This window comes from Rhodococcus sp. KB6, from assembly GCF_001445685.1.
GTDB lineage: Bacteria > Actinomycetota > Actinomycetes > Mycobacteriales > Mycobacteriaceae > Rhodococcus_F > Rhodococcus_F qingshengii.
In genome coordinates, this window is record NZ_LNAK01000154.1 from 502,480 (window position 1) to 522,408 (window position 19,929).

Annotated in this window: 17 protein-coding genes; 7 read left to right on the top strand and 10 right to left on the bottom strand. The window is 63.3% G+C overall.

Annotation, left to right across the window (positions count from 1 at the left end):
- Positions 1-103 precede the first annotated feature (103 nt).
- The 5 genes from ASU23_RS29745 (at position 104) to ASU23_RS29765 (ending at position 6,295) form a co-directional block, all read left to right on the top strand.
- Entirely contained in the window at positions 104-922 is an 819-nt protein-coding gene (locus ASU23_RS29745; protein WP_007727026.1) for a polysaccharide deacetylase family protein, read from the top strand.
- 4 nt (positions 923-926) lie between these two features.
- Complete coding sequence (locus ASU23_RS29750; RefSeq protein ID WP_007727027.1) at positions 927-2,906, top strand: amino acid permease; 1,980 nt, start codon at positions 927-929, stop codon at positions 2,904-2,906.
- A gap of 434 nt (positions 2,907-3,340) precedes the next feature.
- Complete coding sequence (locus ASU23_RS29755; RefSeq protein WP_228232423.1) at positions 3,341-3,763, top strand: hypothetical protein; 423 nt, start codon at positions 3,341-3,343, stop codon at positions 3,761-3,763.
- 142 nt (positions 3,764-3,905) lie between these two features.
- Positions 3,906-4,505: a TetR/AcrR family transcriptional regulator gene (locus ASU23_RS29760; protein WP_039972767.1), complete on the top strand. Its 600-nt coding sequence runs from the start codon at positions 3,906-3,908 to the stop codon at positions 4,503-4,505.
- Positions 4,502-6,295 (top strand): alpha/beta fold hydrolase, encoded by a 1,794-nt coding sequence (locus ASU23_RS29765; protein ID WP_058039270.1) that lies wholly within the window; start codon positions 4,502-4,504, stop codon positions 6,293-6,295. Before ASU23_RS29760 ends, ASU23_RS29765 begins: the two co-directional genes overlap by 4 nt.
- A gap of 948 nt (positions 6,296-7,243) precedes the next feature.
- Here the strand turns inward: ASU23_RS29765 and ASU23_RS29770 are convergent.
- Positions 7,244-7,708 (bottom strand): hypothetical protein, encoded by a 465-nt coding sequence (locus tag ASU23_RS29770; RefSeq protein ID WP_136472130.1) that lies wholly within the window; start codon positions 7,706-7,708, stop codon positions 7,244-7,246.
- Positions 7,709-8,205: 497 nt separating this feature from the next.
- On the opposite strand from ASU23_RS29770, the gene ASU23_RS29775 reads away from it, so the two are divergent.
- The gene (locus ASU23_RS29775) at positions 8,206-8,727 is read left to right on the top strand and encodes a 2-oxo-4-hydroxy-4-carboxy-5-ureidoimidazoline decarboxylase (RefSeq protein WP_003941084.1); all 522 of its coding nucleotides are present in this window, start codon (positions 8,206-8,208) and stop codon (positions 8,725-8,727) included.
- Positions 8,728-8,783: 56 nt separating this feature from the next.
- Here ASU23_RS29775 and ASU23_RS29780 read toward each other — a convergent pair whose 3' ends face one another.
- The 9 genes from ASU23_RS29780 to ASU23_RS29820 form a co-directional block, all read right to left on the bottom strand.
- Complete coding sequence (locus ASU23_RS29780; protein ID WP_003941110.1) at positions 8,784-9,239, bottom strand: tellurite resistance TerB family protein; 456 nt, start codon at positions 9,237-9,239, stop codon at positions 8,784-8,786.
- 84 nt (positions 9,240-9,323) lie between these two features.
- A complete protein-coding gene (locus ASU23_RS29785) occupies positions 9,324-10,880 on the bottom strand; it encodes a TerD family protein (protein ID WP_052417026.1) in 1,557 nt (518 codons plus the stop codon).
- Positions 10,881-10,920: 40 nt separating this feature from the next.
- Positions 10,921-11,814, bottom strand: coding sequence for an SGNH/GDSL hydrolase family protein (locus ASU23_RS29790; RefSeq protein ID WP_042922710.1), 894 nt, complete (start codon positions 11,812-11,814; stop codon positions 10,921-10,923).
- A 158-nt stretch (positions 11,815-11,972) separates the two neighbouring features.
- Complete coding sequence (locus ASU23_RS29795; protein WP_054187881.1) at positions 11,973-13,382, bottom strand: TerD family protein; 1,410 nt, start codon at positions 13,380-13,382, stop codon at positions 11,973-11,975.
- Positions 13,383-13,409: 27 nt separating this feature from the next.
- Positions 13,410-14,267: an HAD family hydrolase gene (locus ASU23_RS29800; protein WP_082661496.1), complete on the bottom strand. Its 858-nt coding sequence runs from the start codon at positions 14,265-14,267 to the stop codon at positions 13,410-13,412.
- Complete coding sequence (locus tag ASU23_RS29805; RefSeq protein WP_003941082.1) at positions 14,264-15,373, bottom strand: cysteine protease StiP family protein; 1,110 nt, start codon at positions 15,371-15,373, stop codon at positions 14,264-14,266. The genes ASU23_RS29800 and ASU23_RS29805 overlap by 4 nt, the downstream gene beginning before the upstream one ends.
- On the bottom strand, positions 15,370-16,659 hold the full coding sequence (locus tag ASU23_RS29810; RefSeq protein ID WP_058039271.1) for a phosphoribosyltransferase family protein: 1,290 nt from the start codon (positions 16,657-16,659) through the stop codon (positions 15,370-15,372). The genes ASU23_RS29805 and ASU23_RS29810 overlap by 4 nt, the downstream gene beginning before the upstream one ends.
- Positions 16,656-17,813: an HpcH/HpaI aldolase/citrate lyase family protein gene (locus ASU23_RS29815; RefSeq protein ID WP_042950575.1), complete on the bottom strand. Its 1,158-nt coding sequence runs from the start codon at positions 17,811-17,813 to the stop codon at positions 16,656-16,658. Before ASU23_RS29815 ends, ASU23_RS29810 begins: the two co-directional genes overlap by 4 nt.
- Positions 17,814-17,905: 92 nt before the next feature.
- The gene (locus tag ASU23_RS29820; protein ID WP_007727045.1) at positions 17,906-19,051 is read right to left on the bottom strand and encodes a hypothetical protein; all 1,146 of its coding nucleotides are present in this window, start codon (positions 19,049-19,051) and stop codon (positions 17,906-17,908) included.
- A 243-nt stretch (positions 19,052-19,294) separates the two neighbouring features.
- Here ASU23_RS29820 and ASU23_RS29825 point away from each other — a divergent pair, with 243 nt between their 5' ends.
- The gene (locus tag ASU23_RS29825) at positions 19,295-19,870 is read left to right on the top strand and encodes a TerD family protein (protein WP_003941199.1); all 576 of its coding nucleotides are present in this window, start codon (positions 19,295-19,297) and stop codon (positions 19,868-19,870) included.
- Positions 19,871-19,929: the final 59 nt, after the last annotated feature.

Sequence of the window (19,929 nt, forward strand, 5' to 3'; positions counted from 1 at the left end):
GTTCCTGAGTAGAACCTGTCGATACCGGACACGGCTGGTCATTGGCTGAAAAAACGCTGAGAATGAAGTCCGAATAGGGCAAATCTGCTCTAGGCTCCGCCCTGTGGACCGCCGACGCTTCCTCAGTGCCCTCGCAGCAGCAACTCTGACCGGAACCGCCGCGGTGACCATGGGAACCGCTTGTTCGTCACGTTCGGTCGGGACGGCAATCGCCGCAGCCGACGAACCAACCGACCCCGTCCCTGTCCCGGATCTCCCGCCTGCCTTGTTGCCGCCTCCACCGCCGTCTGCCCGGGTGCCGCTGCCCGCCGGCGGATCGTTGACCGCGTTACCCGGCGGTGGGGATCTGTTTGCCCTGACGGTTGACGACGGAGCCAGCTCCGAAGTCGTGCGCCTCTACACACAGTTCGCAAAAGACACCGGCATCCGTTTGACGTACTTCGTCAACGGGCAATACAACTCGTGGACCGAAAACGCCGGACTTCTCAGACCGCTGGTCGAGAGCGGACAAATTCAGCTCGGCAATCACACCTACTCGCACCCGGATCTGACGTCCGTGTCGAAGCAGCAGATCGCAGACGAGCTGACGAAGAACGGCACGTTCCTGCGCAACACCTACGGCGTGGACGCGGCGCCGTACTTTCGGCCGCCGTACGGAAGGCACAACGCGACAGTCGATTCCGTGGCCGCGAGCGTCGGCTACACCGTGCCCACCCTCTGGTACGGATCACTGTCGGATTCTTCGTTGATCACCGAGGAGTACATCCTCCAAATGGCGAACCAGTACTTCAATCCGGGGGCCATCGTGATCGGGCACCTCAACTATCTGCCCGTGACCCACGTGTATCCGCAACTGGTGGACATCATCCGGAGCCGAAACCTGCGGACTGTCACGCTCAACGATGTTTATCTGAAGCCGTGACGCCGTGGTGACCGCAGCCGACAACGAGGTCCCGGCCGAAAACACGGCTCCGTCCGTGAAACAACGCACCGAGGCCTGGCTGCTCGCGGACATCACCGAGGAACCCGCCGGACATCTGGGGCCCCACCGGATGGCGCCGAAGAAGGAGAAGCGCCACCCGTGGTGGAAGGTGATGTGCCTGACGGGTGTCGATTACTTCTCCACTCTCGGTTACCAACCCGGTATCGCGGCACTGGCGGCCGGCACGTTGGCTCCCATCGCGACAGTCGTATTGATCCTGCTGACACTCTTCGGCGCTCTACCGGTCTACCGGCGAGTGGCTCGCGAGAGTCCGCACGGCGAGGGTTCGATCGCCATGCTCGAGAAGCTGCTGCCCAAGTGGCGCGGCAAGATCTTCGTTCTCGTGCTTCTCGGCTTCGCGGCCACCGATTTCCTCATCACCATGACGCTCTCGGCTGCCGATGCCACGGCGCACCTCGTCGAGAACCCTTTTGCTCCAACCTTTCTCTCCGGACACACCGTCGCCGTCACCCTGGTTCTGCTCGCGCTCCTCGCTGCGGTCTTCCTCCGCGGATTCACCGAAGCGATCGGTATCGCGGTCGGATTGGTCGCCGTCTATCTCGCCTTGAACGTGGTGGTCATCTCCGTAGGTCTGTGGCACATCGCGACCGCGCCGTCGTTGGTCACCGACTGGACGCGCGCCATGACCACCGAGCACGGAAACCCGGCGATGATGATCCTGATCGCGCTGATCGTCTTCCCGAAGTTGGCTCTCGGTCTGTCCGGCTTCGAAACCGGCGTCGCGGTCATGCCGCAGATCAAGGGCGATCCGCACGACACCGAACAGAATCCACGTGGCCGCATCAAAGGTGCGCGGCGCCTGCTCACCACGGCGGCGCTGATCATGAGCGGATTCCTGCTGACGTCGAGCCTGGTCACCACCATCCTGATCCCAGAAAACGAGTTCCAACCCGGAGGCGCTGCCAACGGTCGCGCGCTTGCCTTTCTCGCCCACGACTATCTGGGTGAGATCTTCGGAACCGTCTACGATCTCAGCACGATCCTGATCCTCTGGTTTGCCGGTGCGTCGGCAATGGCAGGGTTGCTCAATCTTGTTCCGAGGTATCTCCCCCGCTACGGCATGGCGCCGTCGTGGGCCCGCGCCGTGCGTCCGCTGGTCCTCGTGTTCAGCGTCATCGCCATCACTGTCACGATCTACTTCGACGCCGGTGTCGACGCTCAGAGTTCCGCGTACGCAACCGGCGTCCTCGTGCTCATCTCGTCGGCGACCGTCGCCGTTGCACTGTCCGCTCGTAAGCACGGTCAGCGAAAGCTGTTCGTGGGGTTCAGTTTTGTCGCAGTTTTGTTCGTCTACACGACGATCGCGAACATCTTCGAACGTCCAGACGGTGTGAAAGTGGCGTCGTTCTTCATCGCCGCGATCATGGTGGTGTCCTTCCTTTCCCGGATCTCGCGAGCCTTCGAACTACGGGCAACCTCCGTCGAATTCGACGAGACCGCGCTGCAATTCATCGCCGAGGCAGCCGAGAAGGGTTACCTCGCGATGGTGGCGCACGACGTCGACCGTCTCGACGAGGACGAGTATCGGCAGAAGGAATCGCAGCAGCGCGCCGAAAGCAACATCCCGGAGGCGGAGTCGATCATCTTCATCGAAGTCAACGTCACGGACTCCTCCGAATTCAGCACCGACCTCCTCGTCCACGGCCGACAGCGCGGTGAGCACCGGATTCTCTGGGTCGACAGCCCGGCCGTCCCCAACACCATTGCGGCGGTTCTCCTGCGGACGAGAGACATCACCGGCGTGATTCCCGACGTCTACTTCGAGTGGACGGAGGGAAACCCGATCATGTACCTGCTCCGCTTCCTGTTCATCGGTGAGGGCGAAACCGCTCCCGTGACCCGTGAGGTCCTCCGCCGCGCCGAACCCGACCAGTCCCGCCGGCCACACGTCCACGTCGGTTGACGCCCACTCCCACTAACCGCTCACAAGCCCGCTCGCGATTGCTGTCGAACATCGCTGCATCCAGGGCTGTGGTGGCCGAGGTGGCGGGCGACCAATGCGGGCGCGATGGTGAGGGGCGTCGTCCGTCATGGCGACCTTCCATTCACGTCTGGGGGCCAATCTCGGTCCCCTTCATGGATTTCGCCTTCTGACAACGGAAATTGCACCGGCAAGAGGGACTGGCGTGCAACTGGTGAGCGAAAAGTCTGTCCGCACGCGCGAGTGCAGATTGAAAGGCCTTTCGACCCGCAGGTGGACGGGACGATGCGACGGAGATCGAGAATGACCGCGACATACAATCGCGATCAGAGCGAAGCTCCAGGCCGAGATTCCGGCGCCGCTGTGATGGAGGGGTCAGGATGTTCGGTTGGAAAAAGAAGCGCAACGATTCAAAGATGACGCTCGACGATGTGATGTCGAAGCTCAGGCCTGACCTGAGTCGGGAATCACTCGGCGTCGGACCCGACTTTCCGGGCGTCGCCCCGAACCCGCTCATGAGCAGTGATGCACGCAAGCGCAATGCGGAACTGCGGACGGGGGTGCTTGCGCTCGGCGTTCTCGTCGACTGGCGGGAGGTCAACAGCAATCCACGCGTGGTCCTGATGTTCGACGTGGAGACCTCCGACGGCATCTTGTTCCGCGGTATCGCAGACGAAGACCTCACGATCACCGAGCTGACACGACTCGCCCCAGGACAGACGTTGCCCGTGCGCTACCGGCCGGCCGTCATGGACCACTACGTCGCCCTTGCCCGGGACGCGGACGCCGCCCACGTTCAGCAGCTCTCCGACGAGATCGCGACCCGCAAGCGGACCTGACCCGAAGCCTTGGCCGGATCCTAGGTCGCCGGCACTCCGATGATGGCGTCGGCGGTCACACGCATGTCGATCACGACGAGACTGGTTGGTAGATGCATTCTCTCGGTTGAAAATAATATGTAGACCGGTCTATTGTTGACTCATGGCATCCAAAGGAGACCTGACAAGGGCACGGCTCGCAGAATCCATGCTCGAGCTCATCCAGACCAGCGGCTACAGCGGCACGGGCCTGAACGCCGTGATCGAACACGCCGCAGCGCCGAAAGGGTCGATCTACTTCCACTTCCCCGACGGGAAGGAAGGCCTGGGCGTCGCAGCGATTGAGCTCGCCACGAAGGCATTCGGGACGCTGATTGCAGAGGCCGCGATTTCCCGGGTCGATGCGGCCGAGGCAGCACGCGCCGCGATCGAGGCCCTGACGACCATCGTCAGCGAGAGCAACTTCCGGCGGGGTTGCCCGGTCTCTGTCGTCACCCTGGAGATGGGCGCGGAGAACGAGCGTCTGCGGCAGGCGTGCGCCGCTGCCTTTGAGTCGTGGATCGCCCTGACAACCGCGTTTCTCGAGGCCAGCGGCGTTGTCCCCGACGAGGCCCGATCCCTGGCGACCGTTGTTGTGTCGACGATCGAGGGGGCGGTCATCGTCTCTCGCGCTACGCAAAACACGCAACCCCTGATTTCGGCCGCTGACATCGTTGCGGAGCTCATCAACCAGCGCTGCCAGACCGTTGGCGGAACGCGATGACTCCACGCGACGTCTCCCGTCACGCCCTGGTCTTCGGGGCCTCAGGTCTGGTCGGTCGGCACCTCGTCCTGACCCTCGCCGAGGCTGGTACGAACGTCACGGCGGCAGTTCGGACCGCCGAGTCCGGGGCCCGTGTCGAGCGATGGGTCAGAGAGCATGGCCTGACGCGGAGCATCAGCACGACGATCGTCGACTTCGACGCTCCTGAAATCGTCGCGGGTGGCCCATCGGCGTTCCCCTTCATCACAGAGATCCACAACTGCGCCGGGTCCTACCGATTCGGAATGACCGCCCAGGAGGCACGCAGCGCGAACGTCGGCATCGTCGAGAAGCTGATCGACTTCGCCAAGGACCTCCCCAACCTGCAGCGCGTGATCCACGTGTCGGGCTACCGCGTCGGCGGACAAGACCCCACAACGGTTCCATGGCCCGACGATCACCGCACCGCGGTTTACAAGGACCTTGGCGCCTACGAAGCGTCAAAAGTGGAATCCGACGCAATCTTCCAGGCCCGAGCCCTCAAGCACGGAGTTCCCTGGACCATTGTCAATCCGTCCAGCGTGATCGGCGACAGCGCCACCGGGGAATCCGACCAGCACATCGGGCTGGCCAGCACAGTCGAGCAGATTTGGAACGGCACCGCAGCAGCGTTGCCTGGAAACGAATCGACGTTTCTCCCGATCGTCACGGTCGACTATCTGGCGGCCTTCATGACGGCAGCTGCGGTCGATCCCGCTGCTGAGGGCATGGCCTACTGGGTTCTCCACGACGACACCCCACCGCTAGCGGACCTGCTCACACACGTCGGTCGGCATCTCGGTGCGAAGGTCCCGCGGGTCAGGATTCCGATCGGCGTCATCAAGCGGCTCCCGCAGCAGATCACCAAGGCCGATCCCGAGACCCTCACCTTCATGTCCGCCGACCGCTATCCGACAGAGTCCGCCGTCGAGTTCGCCGACAGACACGGGATCCTGATGCCCGACGTGCTGGTGTCCCTCGAACGGTGGGCCGACTACCTGGCAGCGCATCGGTTTGGTGCCGTCATGTCCGCCGACCGTCGATTCGTCGACGTCGGCGGCCTGAGGACATTTGAGCTCGGCGCACGAGGATCGAGTCGGGTGATTCTTCCCGGCTTGCCCGTGAACGCGGACACGTGGGCAGAGGTAGCTGCCGGCATCGAGGGGCGGGTCGTCGACTTGCCCGGCCTCGGCCTCAGTAGCGGGGCCGGCGTTCAGGACTGGGATGAGTGGCTGCCGGCGGTAGTAGCTGGTGAACCTGCTGACCTCGTCGGCCACTCCATCGGTGCGGCTGCTGCAGTAGTTGCGGCTGACCGGTTCCCGGCGCAGGTGAAGTCCCTCACGTTGATCGCACCGTTCTTCCTCCAGGCCCCGATGGGTTCCTCGGCCAGACTGAAGCCGCTCGTACGCGCCTACTTGCGACACGCAGACCCGGCACGGCTCTCACGCAAACTGACCGGATCAGAAGCGAGCGCGGATTCTCTCGTTTCCAGTCTCAGTGACCTCGAGCGAAGCAGTTCCAAGAGCGTGGCCGAGCATCTCGCCCGTGCGGGATCGAAGCGGTGGCGTGCTGAACTCCAAGAAGCGCTTAGGCGATTCAGTGGCCAGGTCCGCATCATCACAGGAAGCAAAGACCCAATCGACCCGGCCGCGGTTGCGCAGCTCGAGTCACTTCCGAACATCAAGCTGATCTCGCTGCCGGGTGCCGGGCACCATCCGCAACTAACCCATACCGATGCTCTCGTCGATCTGCTCGAGGGATCGCTCGCGTGACATAGACGCCTGCGGTTTCAGCAGCTGACAGAGATACGGGCATCCAATCTGTAGCTGGCCAGTCTGTCGGTGACCATCACACTCAGCACAACTCCAGTCCTTTGAGCAGTCGACGTAAGAGCTTCATGGCCGCCGAAGTGTTCACCAGGGCGTCAGTAAAACTGCGTTCCGCTTGAGCTCGCATGGAGTCACCTAGGAGAGCGCTATCCGCCATTCCCACGGCAATGGAAGCCACCGAATCCCACCCCAGCAATCATCTGAAGCCTCCTCGAATGCGTTTGTTGCTCCGGATCAGTGACAACCGGGGAGGTCGACGGGCCGTGCAGTATTCGAATCGCGCAGTGTTCCTTCACTTCAATTGCAACGGAGGGGAGCGTTGAGTGGCTCGAGGCCGCATCACCGGAACCCGATACGAGTAGCGAGGCAACATGATCGGCGGGGCCGGCGCTGCAGCTTCGAGGGTGCCCGCCGCGAGCCTGGTGAGCAACACCCCATCGCCGACGGCATCAACCTCGTCGGCATCAGGCGGGTCCTCGAACTCGAGGACAGCACCGCAGCACTACGCCGCGACAACGCGCAAACAACACTGAAATCCGCACAGCCAGAAGGACACACCGCACAGTAAGGACCACCGCCATGGAAAACGACCGCGTACCCGCAGCCGTCGACGCGACGCCCGACGCCGACTACATCGAACAATCAATACCCGTCGTCCAGGACGAAAACCTCTGAGTGAGTCACGGCACCTCATGGAGAGTTCGCCGTTCACACACCAACGGCGCAGATAAACCGTGGAAGATCGTGACGTCTACGAGCTACTTCCGAGGCAGCGAGCGCTTGCGTCGCCCCACAAAAAGAATCGCCGAGCTACTTGCGTTCGAATGGCGTAGCCGCGAGGACGGTTACGTGAAATTCCGGTTTCCCTGCCACCGCCGCCGCCATACGGACTCACATGTTCAACGTCCCCACATCACTACGCCCCTTCCGTCGAGCCGGCCACGCCCGAACTGCCTTCCGCCCGGAGAAAACCGCCAACGCTCCCGTCGCCAATGACAGCGAACTGCTCAAAGCCACGATCAGCGTCGGACTCGATCCGACCAAGTGACCACTCGAACCCCGCCACAACCTGACCGTCTGCCCCACAGCGTATTCGTGCGCGCTGGAGCACTCGACGAACGATTCGATGTGGTCCACCTCGTCCTGCGCCCATCCCACCGTATAGGTGCGCGGATGCACACAACGGCCCAGCGTGGCACCGTCCTCCACGTCCAGCACCCTCGCTTCGACAGCAGGACCCATACCACCGGAGATCGACTGCACAGCAATGCTGAACGTCACCACCGCGCAGATGAGTGCTGCCAGAGCAAGTATCGACAATGCGGCGACGATCCACATCCCCCTCCGCTCGCCCACCGTATCCACCCTCGACCTCATAGATTCTTGATATGACATCTACGGCCCGATACAAAATCGAGCCAACCGCGAACTCGCGCGGAGCCTCCACGACTGCCAGCGAACGAGACACACTCCCTGCCCATTGCAGGGGCCGACGCCGAGAGCCTCAAACGAGAGCCGACCCTGTCAAGCCGCTGGTCGCCTTTCGGAGACGGCGGGATCGCCAACCGATCTCCGTGAAGTTGCATCAGACGCAACGTTGATTGGCCTCTTTTCGGGACAGATTGCTCGCCATCTCCTGTGGTCATCGGCGCCCGGTTGAGTCGGCTTCGTCAGCGAACCTTGTCGGGTGGAGACCGTGTCGGTCAGCTCGTTACGCCGCGTTAAGAACCTGAAAACTCGGGGAGCAAACCTTCCTTTCCCAGGTGAAGCAGTGAATTATCGATATGGTCGCGCATCTGGTTACCGCGCGGCATGTCGAGCGCGCCTGAAAGCACAACGGGCCGGGAGGTCACATGCTGCTACATCAATCGATCGGGTTGGAGCGCTTCAACGAACTACCGCGGCAGAAGGCAGTTCACGCATTGTTCGAGTGCTGCTGCTCGCTGACGTGGGCCGGGTGGGTCAGCGACGGACGTCCGTTCGCCGATCACGCGGAGATCCTCTCGCGCGCCGAGGACGCGATTCTCAACCTCTCGGACGTCGACGTCGAACGCGCCCTGCAATGCCATCCACCGGTCGGCGTCCGTAGGAACAGCGTGCCGTCCCACCTCGAGCAATGCTCGATCTGGGTTCCGGACGACGCCGTCATGGCAACCATCTATCGCGCCGGCGAGGAGTACGAGCGGAACTTCGGCTTCCGGTATCTGTGGTGTTCGCACGGCCACGACGCCGACGACCTGCTCGAGAACATCGGCCAGCGCATGTCCAACGAACGGTCCGTCGAGCGCAAGGTCTGCGTCGACGAGCTCGCCAAGATCACGCGGACGAGGATCGAGCGCATGCTGGGACCCGAGGACGGTTATCCCGAGTACTGAAAAGAAGAGCGGGTGCAGCGCTTTCGCGCCGCACCCGCTTTCATGCTCTGAATCGATCAGAGATCGAACTCGGCCGGAGAGATTCCGACTGCAAAACACATGTCGCGTACGACGCCGCGCTCGTGCTCGTCGAAGTTGCCGTCCGCGCCGCCGATGATGATGCCGATCTGGATGACCGCGCGGGCCTGATCCTGCTTCGACTTGAGCTTGGCGATGGTCGCGGTTGCCTCGACCTTGCCGAACTCGTAGTCCGAGGACAGCTTGCTGCAGTACCAGTCGAACTGCTCACGAAGCTCGTCCGGCGGGAAGACCGCGAGCGACTCGTTGCTCATGATCAGCGCGGCGGTCTTCTGACGCTCCGACGGATCGATCGAACCGTCTGCGGCGGCGATCAACGCGCACATTGCCATGCTCGCGTTCTTGAATTCCTTGTTCTGGAACTGGCTGGTCTTTGTCTTGAGCTGGCCGTTCATCTCCTGAGCCTTAGCCTTCAACTGATCCCAGAATGCCATGAGTCTCCTCGAGTATTGCCGCCACACACCGCGCGTGGTCGTACCACCACTCTGCCTGTGCGCTCGGCAATCCGCCATCGGCCGCTAGGTGCGGTCGAACACTGCCAGAATTCGCGACTCGGAGATCGGGTCGAGCACGTCCGGGGTGAAGTGCCATTGCGTGCGGGTCCACGGATCGTGAACCTCCGTCTGCCCTGCTGCCGAAAGATGTTGGCACCCCTCGGACAGCGCGGCGACGGATTCTTCCGCGAAGTTCGACTCATCCTCTCCGACAATCAGTATCGACAAACCGATTGCCGGTCCGCGTTCGGCGAGGAACATGATGGTCTGTGCGTCTTCGGCGGAATATCCGTGCGGGAAATCGCTGAGGATCAACAGGCGCAGGGAACTCGGGCCATCTGCGACACCACTCATTCGCGCGAGTTCGCCCATGTCGACGGCCTCGGCCAGTGCCCGCAAGCGCGCCGAGATCTCGGTGTGAGCGGTGATGACCGGCCCCGCGAGCATCGGTGCCAGTCGGTCGGTCAGTGGCGTGAGCGAGCCGGTCAGGTCGACGACGTCGAGTAGCGGCATCGGGCCGGCGGCCATGACGCGCACGGTGACGGCACTGATCAGACCGAGCGCTGCTTTGCTCGACGTACTGTCCACCCAGATCGGCCGGCGCAGTGGCAACGGGACGCAGTAGGGAACGGTGAGTGTGCCGCGGTCCGGAGCCGACAGCTCGCCAAGACGCATTCCGTCGCTGACGGCCGTGATCTGGGCCGGATCGGTTGTACCCGCCCAGGACACCGACTTCCACGACGCCATCGACCGTGGGAGCACGCCGTCGATCACGCCGAGTTCGTGCGCAAGCTGAGCGCTGTCGCGGGCGTGATTGTCCCGCGCGAGTGAGACGAGGTCGTCGTGACGCTTCTGTGCGGCATCGCGCGCCGCCACTCCCGCTGCCGAGTTCCGCAACGACGGATCTGCGACGGCTGCGGTCAGATCCTCGTCCAAACGGGCAAGCGCGTACTCGCTGCTGGAGACGAAGGAAGCGGCAGAACGCGAGGCGTCCTCGAAGATCATCCACGCACGCTCGAGGCCGCGGCCCACCTCCAACGGCTCCACGGCGGAGTCCCACTCGGGCGCAGCTGTCGGGCCTGGTTGTGCCGGCTCGTCGTCCACCTCGACGCCGTGCACCGAGATCAGTTCCGCCAGACCACCCGCATAGCCCTGCCCTACGGCCCGAATCTTCCAGGCACTGGACTTTCGGTACAGCTCCCAGCAGATGACCGCTGTCTCGGTACCTGCGGTGGGGATCGCGAATTCGGCCAGGACCGAACCGGATTGATCGCTCAGGGTGGCGGAGAGCCCGGCCGTGCGAAAGGCGCCCGCGGCCGTCGCTGCCGGATCCACGCTGACGATGCACAACACGGCCGCGGCATCGGGGTGAAGTCGATCGAGTTCCACCCGGATGCCGCTCTGGTCGAGTTGCACTCCAGCGGTGGATGGTTGGTTGTAGAACACGAAGTCCGCGGACGTCAATGCCCGCAGGTTCGCGTCCGCTACCAGCGCCGACACGTCGAACGGCGTCTGGCTCTCGGCTCGAAACGTCACCACGGGCGCCTGCAGCGGCGCGTTCTGTCCGGGAACAAAAGTCATACCCACAGCAGCGAACTATGCCATGACCGGGCTCTCTCGGTCAGCCTTGCACGTCCGCCACCACTAGATCGGCCACCGCGGTCATCCCAGCGTCCGTGAAGTGCAAGCGCTGCGCCGTCGACTCCGAGAACAGGCCTTCGAACCAACGCTGATCTGCACTCGCACATGCGTCGTGCCCGCCGGCGATGCTCGCCGCCGCAATGTCGACAGTGCGCACACCGTGGGCGTGGGCCACCTCGTCGAACTTCGTGTTGTAGCGAGCGAAGTAGTCCATGAACCAGGATGCGTCGGCGTCTGAGAACGGAATGTTCGGCCAGCATCCGCGAGAGGAGATCATGCCGCCCTCACCGATCAGGTAGATGCGAGCGTTAGGCGCGCGCTGCGTGACCGCAGTCAGGATGCGATCCAATTCTCCGGCAGCCCGGTCGATTCCGGATTGGGCGACGGAATTCGCGAGCGGGTCGTACCGGCATCCACGATCGGTTCCTGGCCCCGGAGCGACGCACAGGGGGCCGAGGAAGATGCTGTTGGAGTCGTTGCCGCCGATCGAGATGGTGATCAGGTCGGTGTCCGGGTGAACGGCATCGAGTTGGACAGGCCAGTAGTTCGGAATCAGCTGTGGAGTGTCGATGATGTTCTCGGCGCGTGCCGCGCTGCAAGAGACGTCGGTGAACTCCGCGACCTCGAGTGCCCGAGAGATCTTGCCCGCGAAGTTCTCGTACGAACGCGAACAGGCGTCGGGGTACATCGGTTCCAGCCTTGGACCGGAGGCACGGGAGTCACCGAGGGCGACGTACTTGATCCCGGTGCCGGATACTCCTGACCGAGTTTCCGACTGGGGCACCGAAGCCTGCGCGATTCCGGTGCTCACGAGCGCCAGCACAACGCCTGCGACGGCCGCCGCCCGACCGAGAAGTTTCCCTCGAATGATCATCTACTGTGCCAAGTCCTCTCGCGCACGGCCGCTCGACTGACGGCTCGACATGCCGCATGAGGTTAACGCACAGAGGGGGAAACGATGTCCGGTTCGACGGACGGCGATCGAAATCACCTACCGCCGAACCGGATTCATCTCGAGTATGCAGTCTCGACTCAAGCAGTGAGGAAACGGCCCAGCTGCGGCGCAGCTTCTCCTGCGTGCTTGGCCTGGATACCTTCACCGATGGCCTGCAGCTTCCATTCACCGTTCACGCGGTACACCTTTGCCATCACCATTCCGGTGAAAGCCATGCCGCCCTGGAGCGTGTATCGAGCGAGCTCGGAGTTGGTGGTGCTGTCCACGAGACGGCAGAAAGCGTTGGAGACCTGCTCGAACGTGTGTCCGCGGTACGAGGTCACGGTGAAGATCACGGTGGTCACGTGAGCCGGGACCCGCTGAAGATCGACGAGCATGACCTCGTCGTCGCCGTCTCCGTCGCCGGTCAGGTTGTCACCCATGTGACGGACCGAGCCGTCCTTGGACGTCAACTGACCGTAGTAGCAGACGTCGACGAGGTTGCCGTCGGCGTACAGGAGTGCCGAAGCGTCGAGGTCGACATCGGCGGTACGGCTTCCGAACAGGCCGCTCTTCTTGATCGGATCCCAACCCAGACCCATCTGGATCATGGTGAGCGCGACGCCGCCCTCCTTGCGGAGTGTGACCTTCTGTCCCTTGGTCAGGCTGACGGGGCGTCCCTTGACCAGGCTCACCTCGGGCTGCTGGGCCGGCGGCTGGTTCTGCACGGGAGGCGCCGGGGGCGCCTGGTTGTACGTCGGCTGCTGGTTGTACGCAGGCTGTTGGTTGTAGGCAGGCTGCTGCGCCGGCGGGTAGGCCGGCGGCGTCGGTCCCTGGTTGTAGGCCGGCGGCTGGTTGTACGCGGGCGGGGCCGGCGGAACCGGCGGCGCGTTGTACGAAGGCTGCTGCTGCGGCGGCTGGTTGTACGCCGGCGGTGTAGGAGCGACGGACGAGGGCGGGGTGATCGGCGCCGGAGCCGCGACCGGAGTGGGAGGCGGCGGTGGTGCATCGTCGACGGACACACCATGATCGGTGACCAGCGCGGCAAATCCACCCGCGTACCCCTGGCCGACGGCGCGCACCTTCCATGCACCCTGGCGTCGGTACACCTCGAGCGCGATGACGATGGACTCGGTGGTGAGGCCGTCGATCACGTACTCGTACAACACGTTCCCGGCCGCATCGGAGACCCGAGCGGTCGGTGCAGCAGTGCGCCCGAAGTTCGACGAAGCGTCGTCGAGCGTGATGACGGCGCGAACCTGCTCGATATCGGCGGGTACGCCGGCGAGTGAGACTCGGAGTGAGGCAATGCCACCCGGGTTGGGTACCAATTGCACGCCGGGTCCGGTCGGCTGGTTGAAGAAGACGAAGTCGGCGTCGGAACGAACTTTTCCGTTGCTCGTCACGAGGAGTGCAGACAGGTCAGCGGCCGCAGCCAGCTGAACCGAGACAACTACATCCGAGACGTCCAGCGGGCCGTTCTGCCCTTTGGCAAGCGATACAGACAACTAAATCCCCTTCATAGAGAGCGTGTATTACCCGAGCGCGGAAGAGAACCACCGCAAGATCTCCGCGCTCGCTGCGATACCGGACCTTTCTGTCACAGTAACGGTCGGCCGTTGCCAATTCAGTTCTTCCAGCTCACCGTGCCTGGGCCTGATCGCGAAATCGGAGTATTCGAGCATGTCCGCATCCAATGCGCCGTCACCAGCCGAGATCACGACGGCGGACTGATCCAGATCACCCGACTCGACCAGTCTGCGGCGCACCTCTGCCAGCGCGCGTGACTTCGAGACAGCGTCGGGCATCGTGTAGATCTTCCGGCCTTGACGAGAGACGTTCCAGCCCCGCGCCACACACCAGTGATTCCATTCGGTCTCGAATTCACTCGGCATCACGGCCAGATCGACGACCAGGTACGGAAACAGATCGTCGGCAACACGAATGGAGCTGACCCAACTCGAGTCGATGCGCGATTCCAGTTCCGCCTGAACCTGCGGCAACTCGGCGCCGGCCTTGCGGGTCGAACGGTCGATCTCGTTTCGCCACTCGCGATCGGCTTCGCCGTCCACCAGGATGTTTCCGCCGTTGCTCGTGATCGCGTACTTCCACGGTCCGCCGGGGAGATCGATCCGCTGAAACTGTGCGATGGTCCGGGTCGTTGTCGGAATCACCGGAACCCGCGAGCTGAGCGCAGTCAGCAGTTCGATCGATTCGACGCTCATGTGCGAGAGCGGACCGCCGTTGTAGTACTCGACGCACAGCGGGCTCGGTGCCGAATCCAGGTCGGAGCCACTGGGATCGCCGCCGATCGCGGCCTGCGAATAGATCATCGTGCGGTCCAGATCCGTGGCGATCAGGACCTGGGACGCAGCGGTGTCCACACGGCTCACGTGATGTCCTTGATCAGGCCGACACACGAGTAGGCGAGATCCGGGACGACCTCGACCGGGACCCCACGGGCCTGTGCCAACAACCGGATGTGTGCGTGCTCCGGGGCTTCGAGTTCGCGCACCAGAACCTTCCAGGGAAGCCGGCGCAGCAGCACCCTGGTTGTTTCTCCGACACCGGGTTTGACGAAGTTGACCGTCGAGATCCCGTACTCGGCCTGCACCTTCTCCACCGACTCCCAACCGGCCCAGGTCGGCGTCCGATCGGAATCGAGCACTGCAGCAAGAGAATCCGCTGCGTCGCCGCGAACCGAATCGAACTCGGCCGAGACCACGTCGAGCAACCTGTTGGAAACGTCGACGTCGGCGAGGTCGGCGTAGAACTTGGCGCCGTGGAAATCGCCGGGCCCGATGAGGGTGTCGTTGAGGACAGTTCGTGAGACCAAGCCGGACACCGTCGAATTGAGGCACGCCGACGCGATCAGGAAGTCGTCACGGGTCCCGTACGTTCGCACGCAGTGTCCGGGGTCGGCGAGAACAGCCAGATCGGAGTCGAACTTCGCTCCGCCTGCCTCGTGGTACTCCGTCAACGCTGCGTCGAGTTCGCGGGCGATGGCGCCCTTGCCCGTCCAGCCGTCGACGAAGACGACGTTCTCCGAGTCGTGATGGTGCGCAAGATAATCGAGTGCGACGGAATCGATTCCTTTGCCACGGACGATGGACACCGCATAGTGCGGCAACGTCAACCCGCGGGTCTGCTGGGCCCAGCGCCGCATCAGAATCCCGATCGGTGTTCCGGCCCGGGCGAGTGAGACCAGCGTGATGTCACTCCCCCGCTCGGCCAAGACCAGGTCCATCACGGTCCCGACAGCGCGCGCCAACCGTGGAGCGCTCTCGGCGAGCACCGTCTCGAAAAGATCCCGGTATGCCTGATCGGGTTGGTACTCGATGGGGAGAGACTCGGCATAGTGCGCCTCACCCGACTGAATACGCTTCTCGCGCACGGATACATCCGCTTCGAGATCCACGTGCGAGAGATCCTTGAGCAGCCACTTCACTTCGCCCGGCGCGTACGAACCGAATTCGGGCCCGACCAATGGTTCGTTCATGACGAGCTCCCTGCTCTGGAATCTCGCAGCGCCGACGGATCGGCCCCGCGAACGGTGGCGACCAGGACGTCGGTGCCGGAGTTCCGCAACACCTCGACCACTCCGTCCATCGCCGTCAACCGATCGGTGTCGGCGGGCTCGTCGATGACCAGCAACGCAAGCGCGTCGACCGCCGCATCAGGCCACTGCGCGTTGTAGACGTATCGAGGGTCGTTCTCACCCAGTTCGGGTGCCGGAAAGGTGAACCCGCGACGCAGCGGGTATCCCGGCACGTCGACGACGTACGCGGGTGAGCGAGTTGTGGTCTGGTAACGAACTGCTCGCCCAGAGCTTTCCAAGCCCGCAGCGATGCGCAGTGGCAGGTACATCAACTCCTCGTGACCGATCACGATCACAGCACGCGACGCGTCGATCGACGATCCGAGAATGGACACCGCTGCCTCGACGGCTGACTCGAATGCCGCGGTGTCGCCATCGAGAAAGCCGTGCCTGCCACCGTCGGGGACATGTGCCGGCCACGGCAGATCGATCCGTGCCAGCGTGCCACGGCGGTCACCGATCGGATTGAGATCCGGAGCATCCAGCGCCGTGACGCGCTCGGTCAGGCCGTCGGGCAGGACCGTCGAACCCGAAGCGAGAGAGACGTAGTCGATTCGTACATTCAACTCTGCCGCCGCGGCTTCGCCGGCGACTCGGTGTTCCTCGGTTCTCATGTCCACCAGCGAGGCCACGACGTAGCGGCTTCGCGGGCATTGCCCGTGCAGCGCCCGGATGGCATCGATCGCAGTGGCGCCGGTGGAGATCTCGTCGTCGACGAGGACCAGAGGCAGGTCGTTCTCGAACAGTTCGGCGGACGTCGGCTGCATCAGATGGCTCGTGGCGTGCGAGTGCCCCTCCTCGAATCCGGCGAGCGTCGTAGCCCCTGGTACGTCTCGGCGCGTGGAGTGCAGGTAGCAGTGAGCGTGCAGGCGAGCTGCGACGCAGTGGCCCAAACCTGTTGCGGTTTCGGCAAATCCGAGAACGACGACGTCGACACCCTCACCGAGGGTTGTCCGCACCAGATCGCCGAGGTCGTCGGCAGCGCCGATGACCACGGACGGCTCGGTGGGCACGTGCTTTCCCAGCACGGTGGACACCAGCAGATGAGCGCGACGCGGATTCCGCCGAAGTCCCGGGATCACCAGATCGGGCACCGAATGCCCGAGTGACGAATCACCGTGAACGAGGTCCAAGCCGAATTCTGCTGTAGCCCAGGGAACGTCCTTGGACTGGACAAGCTCTGTCATCGATCGACCAACGCCGTCAGCAACTCGACGAACGTGATTCCCTTGTTGGTCACACCGAACACGTGAGCTCGGAGCGCAGTCTGATGGGCCCAATTGCGGTGCGGCTTCATCTCGTTCATCTTGTTCCGGTAGCCGGACGCCTGAACTCCCCCGGCGTCGGCACCGAGAATGTCGAGGGCATCGTGATATTCCTCGTGCGTGACAGCGGACAATGCATTGACCGCTGCGACGTGCGACGGGTGGATGACCGTCTTGCCCTGGATTCCGTTGGCTCGGTCCAGCGCGATCTCACGGAGCAGACCGTCGAGGTCGCGGCTGACGAGATGCTGACGGAACCGGACGGCGTCGTGTTCCTCGAACGGGGTGGCGCGCAGCATCGGCCGGAACATGCGTTCGTGATCGGCGAAGTACTCCCACACGGGCCCGGTGATGACAAAACCCGAACCGTCCGCGCGCCCGAGATAGTTGACGATGTCGGCGATGACGTCGACCACCACGCGCACGTCGTAGATGGTCAGATCGCGGTCACGACGGATGCCGAAAGTGCTGCACATGTCGGTGGCGCCGATGCGGACGGCAAGGATTCGATCGCGGTGCTGCGCGAGAATCCCACTGATGGTGCGCAATTCGAGATCGCGAGTATCGCGGTGCACAAGCGCGGGTGATTCGAGTACCGGCATCGCGTAGAGATGCTTGCCCAGCAACTCGGATGCGTCCGCGACGGCGTCGAGGAACACAGGGCCGGACTCGCTGCCGAACTTCGGGATGACGAACCCGGTGAGCGCGGCGCGCCCCTCGGTCAACGACGCGGCGACCTTGTGGATGTCCGCGACTTCACGAACCCGCACGAACAGCAGCATGCCGACGGCGTCGGTGGACGCGATCTTGTCGAGAGCGTCAACCGCGTTCGCTCGCGCTGACTCCACCTCGTGATCGGCGACGGCGTCCTCGAGATCGAGCACCATCGAGCTGACGCCCTCGGACGCACGCTTGACCACGATGTCGGCCAACCCGGCCCGGGTGGCAGGAACGTAGAGAGTTGCACCCAGAGCAATCGCGAGCAGATCCCTCTCGTCGGAATCCGCGAACGATCGAGGCGCATGCAGGAACAGTTGCTCCCGCACGTCATCCTCGAGATGTTGAAAGTGCTGCATTTCTCTTCTCTCTGTAACCGCAATCAAGTCCATGAAACGACCCCCTGTGACAACGCGTCGAGCAACTCCGATCCCCCGATCGGCCCGACCATTCAGTTTTTGCCGGCTCGCGCCCGCATCTTCTCGACAACTTCGGTGATGAACGTCGATACCGAGTCCAGCTGTAATACATACGACCAGTAGTCCGGATGAGTTCCCGACAGTGACGCACTCGCCCGCTCGATCCTTGCTAGTTGAGCATCGAGTACAGAGCCCCACTCCGCCACCAACCCTTGGTTAACAGCGAACATCTGGGCGTCTTTCAGCCGGAAACGAACCTCACGTTCCTTTTGGCTCGGATCTGCCCGGACTGCACGCAGAGTAGCGAGACGGTCCGTCACGGCGTCGGCACACGCTTCGGCGTCGGCGAGGTGCACGCGGGCTTCGGCCATCAAAGCCAGTGCATGTTCGGGGTTTCCCGCAGCCAACGACTGCTTCGCTTCCTTGAGATCGATGTCGGCCTGATCGATATGCGCTCGGCTGCGGCTGCTGTTGTCGACGAGGTCAGCGGAACTCGCGGCGTTGAACTCGCGCAGCAATGCGGAGTACGCCGGATCCAGGCGGTCCACTCGAGTGCGCACTGCCGACAACCTGGTCGAGACCGAGGAAATCGTCATCTCGGCACGGTGCTGGGTCGACGGGGCTTCTGCCAATGCTTCCTCGAGCGCCGATACCGCTTCGCGGACACTCTCGGCCCGCGTGCGGACTGCGTCGGCGCGACCGGATGAGCGCGCATTGTCGAGCGCTGCAACCGCGTCGTCGAGGTGTTCGGAGGCCGTCACCACCGACGGGTACTCGCGATAGCGCTGATCGGTGGCAGCCAGTTTTTCCCGGACGGCGTTCGCCAGGGTTCGGGCCTGCTGGCCGAGGACGGGAATGGCGGACATCGTGACCGTCGCCTGCTCGAGGTGCGCACGATGCCCGTTGTAGAAGGCGTCGACGCCCTTCGCCGCCTCGACGAGTTCGGCTACCGACTTTTCGAACGCCGCCCGAGCACCGTTCGGGTTCTGGTGAAGTACCTGATCGTTGCCATAGCGCTCGGATGTGTCGAGGTAGTCCGACGCAGCCTGGAAGCACCGATCCCGAACGGGTTCCCACGCAGCGCGCAGCCCTCGCTCGGGGTACAGCTCGGCGGAAGCGTCGACTGCTGCCGACGCGATGGTCTGCCGCTTGTCCATGTCGAGGAACGCCGAAACCATGGCCGTCTGCGCCTCCCGCGCACGACTGACCGACTCCCCCACTCTTGCCCCCCGATTGAAGCGCTCCGACCATCTTCCCACCACGATTGAATCCTACGGGTCCAGCACTTCGCTTCTCGGTTCGTAATTCTGCTGTTACGGCGAACACACCGGAACTGCGGTTAGGGTGGTGGAGGTAAACACACTCCCAAGACGACTTCGCGTCGTAGTGGGCCTTGTCTCTCCTCTTGAAAGGACCCCTGAATGGGCGTCAGCTTGACCAAAGGCGGCAATGTCTCTCTCACGAAGGAGGCCCCGAACCTGACTGCAGTGGTCGTCGGCCTGGGCTGGGACGCACGTTCCACCACCGGAGCTGCTTTCGACCTCGACGCCAGCGCAATCGGCGCAGGCTCGAACAAGAAGGTCCTCTCCGACCAGCACTTCATCTTCTTCAACAACCTCCGTTCGCCCGACGGCTCGATCGAGCACAAGGGTGACAACACGGACGGCGAAGGCGAAGGCGACGACGAGCAGATCGACGTGAACCTCGCAGCGGTTCCCGCCGAGGTCGAGAGCGTTGTCTTCCCCGTCTCGATCTACGACGCAGAAGCTCGCTCGCAGTCCTTCGGCCAGGTCCGCAACGCGTACATCCGCGTCGTCGACAAGTCGAACGGCAACGAGCTCGCTCGTTACGACCTCTCCGAGGACGCTTCCACCGAGACCGCCATGGTCTTCGGTGAGCTGTACCGCAACGGTGCAGAGTGGAAGTTCCGCGCAATCGGCCAGGGCTACGCGTCCGGCCTCGCGGGCATCGCGCGCGATTACGGCGTCAACGTCTGATCTTCGCTCTCGACGAGCTGACTCGGGGAAGGTTCCGCAGTAGTCTGTGGAACCCTCCC